Annotated in this window: 8 protein-coding genes; 1 reads left to right on the forward strand and 7 read right to left on the reverse strand. The window is 71.3% G+C overall.

All coding sequences use genetic code 11. From position 1 onward, the window contains the following. Window positions 1–172: 172 nt before the first annotated feature. The 7 genes from ACTWQI_RS22945 to ACTWQI_RS22975 form a co-directional block, all read right to left on the reverse strand. Window positions 173–1,135, reverse strand: coding sequence for a hypothetical protein (locus ACTWQI_RS22945; RefSeq protein WP_443273274.1), 963 nt, complete (start codon window positions 1,133–1,135; stop codon window positions 173–175). A 204-nt stretch (window positions 1,136–1,339) separates the two neighbouring features. Then, a complete protein-coding gene (locus ACTWQI_RS22950; RefSeq protein WP_443273276.1) occupies window positions 1,340–2,602 on the reverse strand; it encodes an extracellular solute-binding protein in 1,263 nt (420 codons plus the stop codon). 130 nt (window positions 2,603–2,732) lie between these two features. After that, complete coding sequence (locus tag ACTWQI_RS22955) at window positions 2,733–5,717, reverse strand: hypothetical protein (RefSeq protein WP_443273279.1); 2,985 nt, start codon at window positions 5,715–5,717, stop codon at window positions 2,733–2,735. 3 nt (window positions 5,718–5,720) lie between these two features. Continuing rightward, window positions 5,721–6,218 (reverse strand): effector-associated constant component EACC1, encoded by a 498-nt coding sequence (locus ACTWQI_RS22960; protein ID WP_443273281.1) that lies wholly within the window; start codon window positions 6,216–6,218, stop codon window positions 5,721–5,723. A gap of 102 nt (window positions 6,219–6,320) precedes the next feature. After that, window positions 6,321–8,351, reverse strand: a complete 2,031-nt coding sequence (locus ACTWQI_RS22965; protein WP_443273282.1) for an MFS transporter — start codon at window positions 8,349–8,351, stop codon at window positions 6,321–6,323. A gap of 229 nt (window positions 8,352–8,580) precedes the next feature. Further along, the gene (locus tag ACTWQI_RS22970; RefSeq protein WP_443273284.1) at window positions 8,581–9,276 is read right to left on the reverse strand and encodes a L,D-transpeptidase family protein; all 696 of its coding nucleotides are present in this window, start codon (window positions 9,274–9,276) and stop codon (window positions 8,581–8,583) included. Window positions 9,277–9,446: 170 nt separating this feature from the next. After that, entirely contained in the window at window positions 9,447–12,251 is a 2,805-nt protein-coding gene (locus ACTWQI_RS22975) for a serine hydrolase (protein WP_443273286.1), read from the reverse strand. A 263-nt stretch (window positions 12,252–12,514) separates the two neighbouring features. Between ACTWQI_RS22975 and ACTWQI_RS22980 the strand changes: the two genes are divergently transcribed. Then, a complete protein-coding gene (locus ACTWQI_RS22980; protein WP_443273288.1) occupies window positions 12,515–13,240 on the forward strand; it encodes a GOLPH3/VPS74 family protein in 726 nt (241 codons plus the stop codon). The last annotated feature ends 109 nt before the right edge of the window (window positions 13,241–13,349 follow it).

Consider the following 13,349-nt stretch of genomic DNA (forward strand, 5'->3'; position numbering starts at 1 on the left):
CTGTCGGTGCACAGGGGGTTGCCGTTACCTGGGAAATGCCCTGTGCTCCGCCCGGCGAAAACGCCGCCGCCGTCGGGACCGTGCGGTGGGGGGCACCCCCAGCGTTAGCTGGGGGAGGATCCCCCGGCTCGGCGCCTGCGGCCGCTGCCCCGACGCCCCCGGGATCCCGGAGTTACGACCGGCAGGTGACCTTCATCTGAGCCGCCGCGTGGTGGGCGTATGTCGGGCCGCTTTCGTTCCAGTCCTGGCCGCGGTCGAGCATCAGGACCGCGACACGGCCGTCCTCCACCTGATAGGTACCGGCGTCGACCAGGCTGCCGCGGTTGGCCGTCTGGTCGATGCGGAAGGTCTCGTACGAGCCGTATCCGGAGTACGCGCGGTAGCCGCCGCCACCTCCACCGCCGTAGCCGCCGCTCCCGCCGTCGTACCCGCCGCTTCCGCCGTCCCCGGCGCTCGATCCGGAGAGCACCTGGTACGTCGTCGGGTTGCCCGCGACATCGTGGCTGTTGGAGCTGCTGGGCACATACACCTCGAGCTCGCACTCCTCCGAGTCCTGGCCCACCGACCACCACCAGATCGCGCGGTTGTCGTGGTCGGAATCCGGGCTGCCCGACATGGGGACGGCGGCGAAGGAGCCGTCGCAGGAACCGCCCTCGTACCCGCCGGACTCCACGGTGTACCAGCCCGCGATGCCATCGGAGTAGCGGCCGTACTCGCCGTAGCCGCCCCCCGAGGGGGAAGCGCAGCCGTGACCGGCCCAGCCCGAGTACGTGACGGGGTCGCGGGGCGCAGGGGCGGGCTTCTTGGGCGACTTGGGGCGGTGCTCCGCCGGGCCCTCGTCGCGGCCGGCGGACGCTGAGGGCTTGGCGGAGGACGGCTCCGTGGTGATCGGCGCGCCGGTCGGCAGGATCAGGGTCGGCTTCGGCGCGTCGCGTATCCCGATGCCCGCCTGGTCCGACGGCTCGGAGCGGGAGAACAGCGAGGAGGACGCCACCAGGAAGCCGACGCCGACCAGGGCGGAGACGGCGAGCAGCGCACCCGCCGCGACGCCGGCCTTGTGGGGGATCGAGAGCGTCGTCCAACGGCCGTAGAGCGTGTCGCGGATGGCCCACGGCTCCGAGGGCGTGGCCGTCATGAGATGGCATGCGCACGGCCTGCCCGACAACGCTGTCTCGTGACCTCCGCACCGCTCACATGCCATCAATGCGTCCTCTGGTCGCTGCCGACTGCCAACTGAGTGGTTCAAGGAGGGACCACTATGCAACAGCGGGCCAACCGGAGATAGGGGGTTGTGGAAGGGAAGTTGCAAAAATCCCGGCGGGGTGCAGCGGTTCGCCGGTCAGCCGCCCCTGACGACCCTGCGCAGTTCGCTGTCCAGGTCTCGTGCCACCGCGCCGTCGTCTCCCGTTCCGCCGTCCAGCAAGGCGTGCACCTTCGTCTGCACCAGCTCCGTGAAGGCCGCGTAGTACGGGGTCACCGGCCTGGGCCGGGCATCGCTCAGCGCCAGTTCCAACGCCCTGGTGTACGGCGGCAGCCGGTCGCCTTCCCCCTCGGCGGGCGTACCGGATCCCTCGCCGCCGCCCGCCGACTCCCCGCCGCCCGTCCCGCCGCCACCATCCGGCAGCGAGCACCGAGCGCCGCCCGGGCGGTACGACTCCTTCAGCACCGGCGCGAAGCCCGCCGTCAGCAGGCAGCGCTGCTGCTCCGGCGCCACGAGGTGGGCGAGCAGCGCACGGGCGTCATCGGGATGCTCGGTGCCCGCCGTGACGGCCAGGCTCTGCCCACCGAGCACCGAGGTGCCGCGCCCGCTGACCCCCGGCAGCGGCGCGACCCCGAACCGCCCGCTCACTTTCGAGCCCTCCGCGGACAGCACGTTGTAGACATACGGCCAGTTGCGCATGAACGCGACCTTCCCGTCCCGGAACATCTCCAGGCTGTCGCGCTCATCGGCGGACCGGACCTCGGGCGGCATGATCGTCCGGTAGCGGGTCACCAGGTCGGTCAGACCCGCCTGGGTCTCCACCGTCCCGGCTTTCGCCTCGCCCTCGCCGTCGACGAGTTCGCCGCGACGGGCCCAGACGGCTTCCTGGGCGTTGACCGTCAGCCCCTCGTACTCGTCGAGCTGGGTCGCGTAGCCATCCGGGAAGGTCTGCTTCACTTGGCTCTTCTTCCGCACGTCGGCCGCGTACGACTCCAGCTCGCGCCAGGTCTCGGGCGGACGCCAGTTCCGGTCCTTCCAGATGTCCTTGCGGTAGTAGAGCAGCGCGGCGTCCGTGTTGAAGGGGACGGCCCAGGTCTTGCCCTCGAAGCGGGCCGTGTCGGCCACCCGGGGCCACATTCCCTCGGGCAGCCGGAGCTTCCCGTCCAGGGGCCGGATGAGGCCTCCGGCCGCGAACTCCGCGGTCCACGCCACGTCGATGTTCACGACGTCGTAGTCCGCGCTGCCCGACTGGAGCGCCGCCACTAGCTGGGCACGCGCGTCGTCCGCCGCGCTCGGCAGCTTCACGAACTCCACCCGTACGTCGCGCCGCCGCTCGTCCCAGGCCTCGATCAGCCGCTGCCGTACCGGCGGTCCCTGGGAGACATCCGAAGCCGTGGCCACCCGCAGCACGCGCTCCTTACCCGGGGACGGCGTCGGACCCGGGGCCGCGTCCCCGCCCGACGTACAGGCCGCACACAGCAGGGCCACAACGCCCCAGGCCGTCGTCCTCCAGCCCCTGAGGGCCATGCGGCTACGGTCCCTCATCGCCGGATCCTCCCTGCACGTCGTTCGCCACCTGCTCGGCCAGCGCCTCGGCCGCCCGGTCCGGCCGTCCCGCGAAGCACCCCGCCCCGCCGGGGTTCTCGAACTGCCGGATCTGCGCCGTGCAGCCGTCCAGCCGTACGGACAGCACCAGCACGTCGGTGCTGCCCGCTCGCTGCTGTTCCTGCCGCATGGCCGTGAACTCGGCCCCTCCCGCGTCGCCTTCGGGCCGGTCGTCCCCGTCGGTGATCAGCACGATGAGCGGCCGAGGATCGTCGCGTGTCTCGCGCATCGCCCGCGTCAGCACCTCGAAGACGGCCGCCCCGCTGGTGCTCATCCGCTTCTTCGCCAGCGAGTCCGTCCACTCCAGGGCCGCCGCGCGCTCGTCGCCCGGCGTCCCGCGCTCGATCTCCGTGCGGGCCAGGTCGGGCTGGTGCGCCGACTTCGGGTACGACCAGATGCCGTACGTGTCCCGCGGGCCGAGACGCTGGAGGGAGCGGCGCAGTGCGGCGTCCACCAGCGCGCGCTTCCCGCCTCCTTCGGCCATCGAGCCCGAGACGTCCACGAGGAAGAGGACCTGACCGGGTTCGCGGGTCCTGGTGTAGTCGGCGACGACCGCGTCGGAGGTCGGCCCGTCGGTCTGCTCGGTCACCACGGAGACGTCCTTCAGTACGCCGCTGGTGCCGGTGTCCGCCCAGGCCTCGCCGCGCGGCGGAAGAGGCTGTCCGTTGGCGCCGGCCCCCCGGGCCAGGCCGTGCAGGAAGTGCGGGCGTCCCTCCTGCGTCAGCCAGGTGTGGAAGTGCCGGATCGCCTCGGCCCTCCGGTCTCGGTCGTCCGAACCGGAGCTGGCGGCCGACCGCTTCCAGCGGACCGTGGCGAGCGGCATGTCGAGCGCCGGCACGCCCGCGGGGTAGTACGCGAGGAGCCGGGACGTGTCGTCGGCGGGCTTGCTGTTGCCGCACACCGAACCGGGACGCCTGCCGAGGTTGAAGTCCGCGACGGCCTTCTCCGAGACCAGGGCGGCGGCCTGACCCAGGCGCGGCTGACCGGGCTCACCCCGGTCGAGGGCACAGAGCAGACTGTCGGCGTCCGTCGCCGGTACCGCGTCGTGCCGCAGGCGCTCCTCCACCGCCTCGGCGTCCCGGGCTTCACCTCCCGCGAACCAGCCGTCGTACGCCTCGTACAGGCCGACCGTGTGCTGGAGACCTACGCCGGAGGTGTCGGGGTCGGGGCGCAGCAGCGGCATGCCCGGGGCGGCCTCCTTCATGGCCGTGAGCAGCCGCTCCCAGGTGCTGCCGGTGCGCTGCACCCCGGCGGCCGCCAGCTTCTTCTCGAGCTTCGCGGGGACGGCGAGTACGAGCGGCGAGTAGCCCAGCGAACCGATCCGCTCGACCTCGGCCGGCCCGGGCGCGCGCGTCAGCTGGGCCTGCATGCGGCCGAGTTCGGTGCTGGACCCGGCGACGACGAGGTCCGGCTGCGGACCGACGTCCTGCAGCGGATCGAAACAGAGCCCGCCGGCGTCCGGCTTTCCTGGCTCTTCAGTCTTTCCCGGCTCTACGGTCTGCCGGTCCCCCGGGGAGGACGTCGGACAGGCGCCGGCGGCAGTCCCCAGGGGCGTGACGCCGCTCGGGCCGCCGCCGCTGCCCTGTCGGCTCTCGTCGCCGCGCCCCGCCCAGGCGGCGGTCGCGCCGAAGGCGTCGACCGTCTCCCCCGTCCCGGCTTCGAAGACGGTGATGTTGGTCCGCCGACAGTGCTTCGGTGCGTGGTCGGCGTGGCCCAGCGGTTCGCGGTTGGCATCGTCGTTCCGGTACGCGGTCACGGCCCGGGCGACGGCGGCCCGGGTCTCGATGCCGGTCATCAGCCGCAGTTCCAGCGGCGGTGGGCAGCCCGAGGCGTCGGTTCCGTCGTCGGAGCGGACGGCGTACACCCCGATCGAGAGGGTCACGAGCAGAGCGACAGCCACCGCGAGCAGGGTCTTCCACCTGCCGGGCGGCCAGGAGTGCCGCGCCCCTGCTTCCCGCGGTGAGGGCATCCCCGGAGAAGGCCGGGCCTCCGTCCCGCTTCTCCCCCGAATGCCCCTTGGCAGGACCCCCAACAGCCGCCGCCACCCGGACAAAGTCCGGGGAAGCGTCGGAGCGGGGGCAGGCTCCGCAGGCGCCGGGCGCTCTGACCGTGGGGCGATCGCCGGTTCTTGGAACAGGTTCCTGGACAGGGAGGATCCGGGCCGAGCCCCGGGGCCGGGTTCGGGGTCGGGTCCGGCGAACCGGGAGATCACGATGTGGGGGCCGTCTCCGCCACTGCCGCCCTTGGGTCCCCACCCGTCGCCGAAGCCCACCGGCTGCCAGGTGGGCGTCGCGGCGAACAGGATGTCGTACAGGCGCTGCATGGTGAGCCCACCGGGTTCCGGCTCCTCCATGGCGCGGATGATCTCGTGTGTGAACCGGCTCCGGCCCTCGACGCTTCCGGACGGCTGGGTCTTGGTCGGCAGGGCGGAGCTCAGGATGTAGTGCCCGAGCCCGACCCCCCTTCCTTCGGCCGCAAGCCCCGAGTTGCAGCAGTCGAGAATGACTACCGCACGCTGGAAGCCCAGGCCGTCGAGTGTCCCCAGCACATGGGACCAGGGCACCGCGGTGGCGGCCAGATTCACATCGAGGTCGGCGTCCCGGGTCATCAGATACAGCTCGTTGTCGAGCGGGCCGCGGTAGCCGTGTCCCACGAAGTAGAAGAGCAGCAGGTCGGAAGTCTCCTCCGCGACCTGCTTCAGCTTCCTGAGCCACTCCCTCTGGCTGGGCGACCTCAAGACTGTGATCGCCTCTGGGAGCAGGATCCCGCGGTCCGGATGAGACAGCGCAGCGCGCAGGTCGTCCAGATTCCGGTCGACATAGTCCAGCGGTTCGAAGCCGCCCTCCGTCACGGTGGGCACGCCGACGAGGAACGCCCGGGACCTCTTCGGATCGGGCACATGCACCGTCACGGCTTACGCACCGCCGCTGGTGCCGGCCTCCAGCTCGTCGGTGACCCGGCGGACGATCTCGGGAATGTGATCGGCCGTGAGGTGCTGCTCGGTGATCCGCACCGGCTCCCGGCCCGGGACCCGTACGACGACCACCGTGCGGTTGCCGCGACTCAGCCGCACCCGGCTGCGCAGCCATCCCATCAGAGCGTCCACCAGCGCGCGAACCGGTGCGTCCAGGGCCGAAGCCGTCAGCTGCGCCGTGAGCGCGACGACGAGATCCTCGACCGCGCCCGCCCTGCCTGGCACCGGCTCGTGCGTGAACGTCCAGTTCCGGGTGAACGATTCCTCGTCCTTGAGCCACCCCGCGATGCCCTGCAGTTCCTTGCCGGGCTCCGGCGAACCCTCGACGCCGATCCGGATGTCCACTCCCGCTGCCAATGCCTTCGCCCCGTTCGTCCCGTTGTTCCCGCCCGACCTCGACGCCCGGCCTCGACGGGTGCTGCCACGATGCGTCGCCATGAGATGACGCAGAGCCAAGTGTGTTGGTTCTTAGGCGGGTTGGCCAGAGGCATACGCTCCGCCGGCGTCAGCGGAGTGCTCCGTCGACGCCGCCGTCCGCCGTCAGTCCAGCTCGGGGCAGGGCGTTCCACGCGGCAGCTGATACGGGGCGGCGATGCGGTACGTACCCGGCCGCGGAGCGTGCAGCACCGTCCACGCGTCCTCGGGCTCGCCCTCGGCGACATCCTGGACCTGCTCGGTCAGGCACCCGTTGACGTTCACGAAGCCGTCGCCCGTCTCCTTCACCACCGGTGGCTCAACCCCCTTGCCCTGGCTGTCGACCAGACCCAGCCAGGGCGAGTACGGGATGCGCACGAGGACGGAGCCCGCGGACGGCACGGTGACGATCATCTCGCCCTCGTCGGCGCGTTCCGCCGTGGCCGGCGGGTCGGCCATCGGCGTCGGATCCACCACCCGGTAGAGCTTCCAGTTGGCGTCCGCCCACGCCTTCTTCAGATACGGCTGGCCCGCCTCCACGAGTTCGGCCTCGTCGGCCCCCGAGCCGTCCAGCTCGTCCTTCGGCACCACCACATACCGCACCGCCCAGCGCTTCAGCCACGCGTGGTAGCCGGCCGGAGTGAGCAGCCCCTCCTCATAGAAGAGCGGGTTACGCTCCCGGTCGGCCTGCCGGTTCCAGCCGCGGGCGAGGTTGACGTACGACTCGAGCGCCGACGCCTCGCGGTGGCTGCGGGCCGGGATCACCTCGACCCGCCCCCGATCGGCGTCCACCCGCTGCAAGCGGTCGACCAGTGGCGCGAGCTCCCGTGCCCAGGACGCGGCCGGGGTGGTGTTGAGGACGTCGTCCACGGTCTTGAGCGTCTGCCAGCCCGTGACCACCGCGAAGGCGAGGCACAGCGCGACCCAGCGGCGGGAGCGGGGCACGGTGCGGGGCAGCGCGGCGAGGAAGACCACCCCGGCGAAGACCAGCGCGAGGCGAGTGACGTTGCTGCCGACCTGCGAGTCGATGAGCCAGGTCAACAGCGCGCCGACCGCGTACACGACGGAGGCGATCCGTACGGTCCGCCAGTGCCCGGGCACCAACAGCGCCGCGGCGATGCCGCACAGGAAGGGCAGCACGGCCGTGGGGAAGTTCATCGGCTGGGTGCCGGAGAAGGGGAACAGCAACGCGGAGACGCCGACGACGATCGCCGGTGTGACGCCGAGTGAGTAGGCCGCGAGGCGGCGCTTGTCCAGGAAGAGCGCCACGGCCACGATCCCGAGAAACAGGCCCGCCACCGGACTTCCGGCGGTCGCCAGGCCGGCGAGCAGCGCGGCCGCCGCGGCCCGCTGGTACATACGGCGGCGGGTGCGCCAGGCCGAGTCGCGCGGCCAGGAGAAGACGACGGCGACGGCGCCCAGCGCGAACATCGTGCCGAGGCCGAACGTCACCCGGCCCGAGACGGCGTTGCAGGTGAAGGCGAACGCGCCCGCGAGGGAGGGCGCCAGAGCGTGCTTGATGTGGCTGGTGCGCGCGAGGATCAGCGCAAGGAGAGCGCTGGAGACGGTCCCGACGATCATCATCGTGAGGCGCACGCCGAGGACGTGCATGAGGTACGGCGAGATGACGCTGTACGAGACCGGGTGCATCCCGCCGTACCAGGCGAGGTTGTACGCCGAGTCGGGGTGACGTCCGGCGAACTCCGCCCAGGCGTCCTGGGCGGCCAGGTCGCCGCCGCTGTTGGCGAACACCAGGAACCACAGGACGTGAAGTGCGGCCGCCACGGCGAGCGTGACGAGAACGGGGTGCGCGGCGAGGCCGCGCAGCACCGCCCTCGAGGTACCTGCGAGGTACGGCCCTTCCCCAGCTACCTCCCCCAGACTCCGTCCGGGAGGTGCCCCCAGAGGTACCCCCCGCCCTGCGGCATGGGGAGCGTCGCCGCCCCGGCCGGCACCCGCGGCGATGGCCGTCGCGCCACCCGTACGCTCGTGTCCCGCGGAGCCGTTGGCAAAGGCCGTGCCGCCGTCGTCGCCCCTGCTGCTGTGCCCGGTTTCCACGCCCTCGTCCCCCCGGCGCCGGCCCGGCACGGATATCCGTCCCCCGGCGCCGGATTCGGCGCCGGCGTCATCTGCGCGCGTCGGCCCCACGGTGGTCACTACGGCTCTCCCCGTCTTCCCCGGCGTCCATTACCCGAGCGCACGCCGCGAGCGCGACGCTAGCACGCGAGATCGTTCCGGCCCGGCTCGGCACGACCCTGCGTTCCCCCGTGCCGACCGCGGGGGAACGCGTATGGGTGCACACCCGGCCTATGAGAGACGGCGGTTCGGGCGGGGAGGTTGCCTCACGATCGATGCCGAGGCTGCCGGGGCCCGCCCCTGGACCCGGTCAGGTGCCGGGCTTGCGGCCGTAGACGAAGACGTCGTCCCCCTTCTTCAGCATGTTCCAGTACGCCTTGGCGTCGCCGCTGCGCATGTTCACGCAGCCGTGCGACCCGGGCGGGGACCAGACGCTGCCGCTGATCGAGTGGAAGGCCTGCCCGCCGTCGAAGAACTGGCTGTACGGCATCTTGACCTTGTAGATCGAGGAGTAGTGGTTCTTGTTCCGCCAGTAGATCTTCTTGGCGCCGGTCCGGGTCTCGTACTTGTCGCGCCCGGTGCGCACCGGCACCGGGCCGTACTCGAGCGTCTTGCCGTCCTGGATCCAGCTGAGCTGCCGGGTCAGATCCACGCAGGCGATGCGGCCCTTGTTCGTGGGGCACTTGCCGGCCTTGTTCGGGTTGCGGCCCGCGGCCTTCTGCTGGTTCATCAGGTCCATCACACCCCAGGTGACGGGACCGGCGTAGCCGATATTGGGACTTATGCCGTGCTTAGTCTGAAACGCCCGTATCGCTGTGCAGTCCGCCGGTGACTGCCTGCCGTCCACCGGCCGGCCGAGGAACTTCTCGACCTGCTTCTGGTACGGCCCGGTCCGCGTCGTGCACGACGCCGCCTGCGCGGGCGTGCTGCCCAGCGCGACGGTCAGCGGAACCACCATGCCGGCCACCCCGAGCGCCGCACCGATCCGGCGTCTCGCTGCTCCCATCGCTGTCATCCTGCTGCTCTCCCCACGTTGAGTCCTGACTGCCTCGTTGGACAGCCAGGAGGCGGGGGATGGTTGCCTTGGGAAATGTCCCGAGTCCGTCACGACGCAGCGGGCGGTCCCGGAGCACTTCCTGGGCTCCGGGACCGCCCGTGTGGGCTACGGACCCGGACTCAGAGGATCCGGGTCAGTTTGTCCCCGAACCCCGGTTCCACCAAGTCCTTCTGCAGCTTGATCGGCACCTTCACCTGGCCCAGGCCGTTGCCCACGGTCATCGTGCCGACGGTGGTGCCCGCCTTCGCCTCGTGCGGGATGGCCTTCCCGTCGTCGGTGAGGGCGATGTCCACGCTCAGGCCCGCCCAGCCGACCGCCGAGACGTCCTTGGTCGCGATGACCGGGGTCGTATTGCCCAGGCCGTCGTCGACCTGTCCGACGACATCGCCCTTCTTCACGACCTTGCGCGAGATGAGCGTGTCGCCCGCGGCCGTGATCAACGCTTTGCTCGCGTCGACCGCACCCTTGAGGATCGAGTTCTCCACGGCGTCCGCGGGCTGCCGCAGGACGGCGCCCACGATCAGTTGCGTGGTGCCACCCACCTTCTTCTCCGCCGCGAAGAGCAAATTCCCCTGCGCTGCCGAGCTGGTACCGGTCTTGATGCCCACCCCGTCGAAGGGTACGAGGCGGTTCCAGTTCTGCTGCTTCTTGCCGTTGCGGTCCATGTAGAAGGGCTTGGCGACGATCTCCCGGAACACCGGGTGCTGCATCACCTTCCGGCCCAGCTTGACCTGGTCCTCGGCAGTGCTGACGGTCGTCGCCTCGAGCCCGCTCGGGTCGGTGTACCTGGTGTTCTTCATCCCCAGATCCTTGGCGGCGTCATTCATCTTCTTGACGAACGCCGCCTCGGAACCGGCGTCCCAGCGGGCCAGCAGCCGGGCCACGTTGTTCGCGGATGCGATCATGATGGCGTGGAGGGCCTCGGTCTCGGTGAGTTTCTCACCCTCCTTGGTCTCCACCACCGACTCGTTCTGCGCACCGAGCTGCGCATCCTCCTCGGCCTTCTTGTCGACCGGGATGGTGGCGCCCTGGGTGCCCTTCTTCAGCGGATGGTCCTTGAGGACGACAAAGGCCGTCATCGTCTTCGCCACACTCGCGATCGGAACGGGCTTCTGCTCGCCGGACGTGCCGAAGCTGCCGAGGCCGTCGACCCCGACGGCCGCCTGCCCCTCGGCGGGCCAGGCCATCGACGGCTTCGCACCGTCGAATTCGTACGTCGCGCTCGCCGTGAGATCCAGCGTCGGCTCGGGCAGCGGACGCACACCCTGCACGATCGCGAACACGATCGCGAGCAGCACGGCGAGCGGGGTCCAGATCTTGATCCGCCGAACCACCGTTCGCAGGGGGGTCTCGGGCGGCGGCGGCGTGTTCGTCAACTGAGCGAGCAGATCCAGCGGGGCGAGCTCTCCCGGAGCGGGCTCGGGGGGCAGCGGCTGCTCCTTGGTCCGCTCGGACTTGGGGAGCGAGGGCGCCGTGGTGGGCCGTGGCGGTACGGCGGGCTTGGCTTCGGCCGTGCCGACCGCGGACGCGGGCTTGCGCGGCGCCACTTCGTCGGACAGCAGCGGCACGAACTTGCTGTTCCGCTCGGTATCCGACGCCGCCTTGCGCTCGGTGGGCGGCGGTACGGCCCGGAACGCGGTGGTCGGCTGGTCGACGCGCTTGTCCGCGGATCCTGATGGGGTCGTGCCGCTCGGGGCGTCGCCGCGGCCGGATTCGCGCGCGTCACCGGCGGGGCGCGCCTCGGGGCGAACGGCCTTGAAGACGGTGGTCGGCTGATCCACCGGCGGCTTGGCGTCGCCGCCCTTGCCCTCGCCCTTGCCCTCGTCCTCGCCCTCGTCCTCGCCTTCGTCCGCCGAGCTCTCTCGGGCCGGGGCGGAGTGCTTCCCGCCGTCGGAGCCCTCGGAGTCCCCACCCTCCTCGGAGGCACCCGAATCACCCGAATCACCCGAATGTGCGGAGTCTTCTGAGGTGTCGGACGGTACGGCATCGCCGTCCCTCGGCTCCTTGCCCGCGCCCTCGTCCGCGGCGACCACGGACGACTTCCCGCCATCCCGCGACGGAAGCCTGAAAACCGTCGTGTGCTGGTCGACGACCTGCTCCCCCGCGCCCTCGGCCGACTCCTCACCCGCATCCTGCGGGGCGGCCTCCTCCTCGGCGCTCGGCGCGTCATCCGTCGCCGGGCGCGGATCCGCATCCGCTTCGGCATCCTCCGACGTTCCGGTCTCCGGTGCGGGCCCGGTGGACCCGTCCTCGCGCGTTCCGCCGGCCGCGGGCGAGCGGTTCACCCGGCGCTTCGGCAGGCCTGTGGCGGGTGCTGCGGTCCGCTCGAGCGCCGGCTCGCCCTGGGCAGGCTCGGTCGCCTTCTGCGGCGTGTCGGAGTCCGTCTCGGGGTCGGTCTCGGCGTCCGCACCGGCCACCCAGGCAGCAACGGCGTCCCGCAGACGGTCGTCACGTGAATGCGCGGACGACCCCCCGGATGAATCCCCGGCCGAATCCCTGGAATTCGCACCGGACTCGGGAGAATCATCCCTTTTCATCCCAGAATCTGCTGATTCCTCATGCTCTGAACTGGATTCCGGAGCATCACGCCGCTCGCCCTCGTCGGCGACAGCGTCCTCGGCCGAGCCCTCGCCATCCCCGCCCGCATCACCGGAGCCCACGACCTCACCGGAGTCGGCGTCGACGGAGTCCTCCCCGCCGTCCGCACCGGCACCGGCCTTCTCGGCCGGCTCCCCGGGATCGGCAGCGGCGGCGGTCTCCGGTCGCGAAGCCCCGTCGCCGAGCCCGGATTCGCCGGAGGACGACTCCATGCCCTCCTCCGGCCGGTCCTGGAGGACCGTGAGCCGCGGATCGCGGTCACCGCTCTGAGTCGTCTCCCCCGACGACTTCTGCTGCTCCGACCTGTCGGGGGACTCGCCCGCCACCGCGCCTCCTTCATACGTCGCACAGGACACCCGCGCCCATCGCCGTCGCGCCCCGCTGCCCATCGCCCTACCAGTGTCCAGCCCGTCCGGGAGTGCCCCTCGCCGCCACGCTGCCGCCGCCCGTTCCGGAACCCCGTCGGACGCCGTTCTCCTGTCTGACGGGAACGACATACCTACTGGTTCCCGTACGAAGCGCCCAGGCACTCTCGACAGACAAGTGTGAGAGGGGTCACCCTGTCATTCATCCACGCGGGGAGGCATGGATGGGCAGGAGCCGCAGAACAATTCCGGAGGAGCTTCTACTGCTCGCCCTGGACCCGGCCACGGGTACCACGGCGCAGCCGCAGTCGCTCGACCTCGGTCTTGCCGGAGCGCAGCTAGTAGAGCTGGCTCTGGCGGGACGGATAGCCCCAGATGGGGATCGTATCGCCGTGGTGCTGCCACGGCCGACAGGAGATCCGACACTGGACTCCGCACTGGAGCTGTTGCGCCGACGTGGCAGCCCGGTGCGCGCGGTCCACTGGATTGGCGGGCCCCGGTTGGGGCTGCGCCAGACCTACCTCACACACCTGGAGCGGTGCGGCATGGTGCATGCCGTGGCCGGCCAGATGTGCGGGGTGCTGCCGACGACTCGCTACCAGGCGACGGACACGGCCATCAGCCGGGAGATCAGGACCCGGCTCGACAACGCGATCCGCACCGGCGTACCACCGGACCCGCGGACCGCGGCGCTCGCCGCACTGGCCCACGCGGTCGGCCTCGGCAAGCACCTCTACCCGGGCAACGAGGGGCGGTCCTGCCGCTCCCGCCTCCGGGACCTCATCAGGCACGATCCGATGGGCGGGCTCGTCGCGCACGCCGTGATGGACGTGCAGAACGGCGTCGCCGTGCAGCCGCGGCGCGCACCGGCGCGCGGAGGCCCGGGTGAGCGCACGGGCGTCCCCGTGCAGTCCCGGCGCGGAGGCATGGCCCGCGTCGTAGCCCACTGAAACAGCGCGACAGCGCCACACAACCGCACATCCGCACCACCGCACCGACAGCCGCCGTACCGCAGTCGCAGACCCGGTTCGGGAGCCGCTGCAGCGCGGGGGCGGTGGA

It is taken from the genome of Streptomyces sp. KR80, assembly GCF_052245555.1.
Taxonomy (GTDB): domain Bacteria; phylum Actinomycetota; class Actinomycetes; order Streptomycetales; family Streptomycetaceae; genus Streptomyces.

Coding starts and splice junctions, on each gene's coding strand:
- ACTWQI_RS22980 (WP_443273288.1), top strand. CDS start 12,515: ATGGGCAGGAGCCGCAGAACAATTCCGGAGGAGCTTCTACTGCTCGCC.
- ACTWQI_RS22960 (WP_443273281.1), bottom strand. CDS start 6,218: ATGGCGACGCATCGTGGCAGCACCCGTCGAGGCCGGGCGTCGAGGTCG.
- ACTWQI_RS22970 (WP_443273284.1), bottom strand. CDS start 9,276: ATGGGAGCAGCGAGACGCCGGATCGGTGCGGCGCTCGGGGTGGCCGGC.
- ACTWQI_RS22945 (WP_443273274.1), bottom strand. CDS start 1,135: ATGACGGCCACGCCCTCGGAGCCGTGGGCCATCCGCGACACGCTCTAC.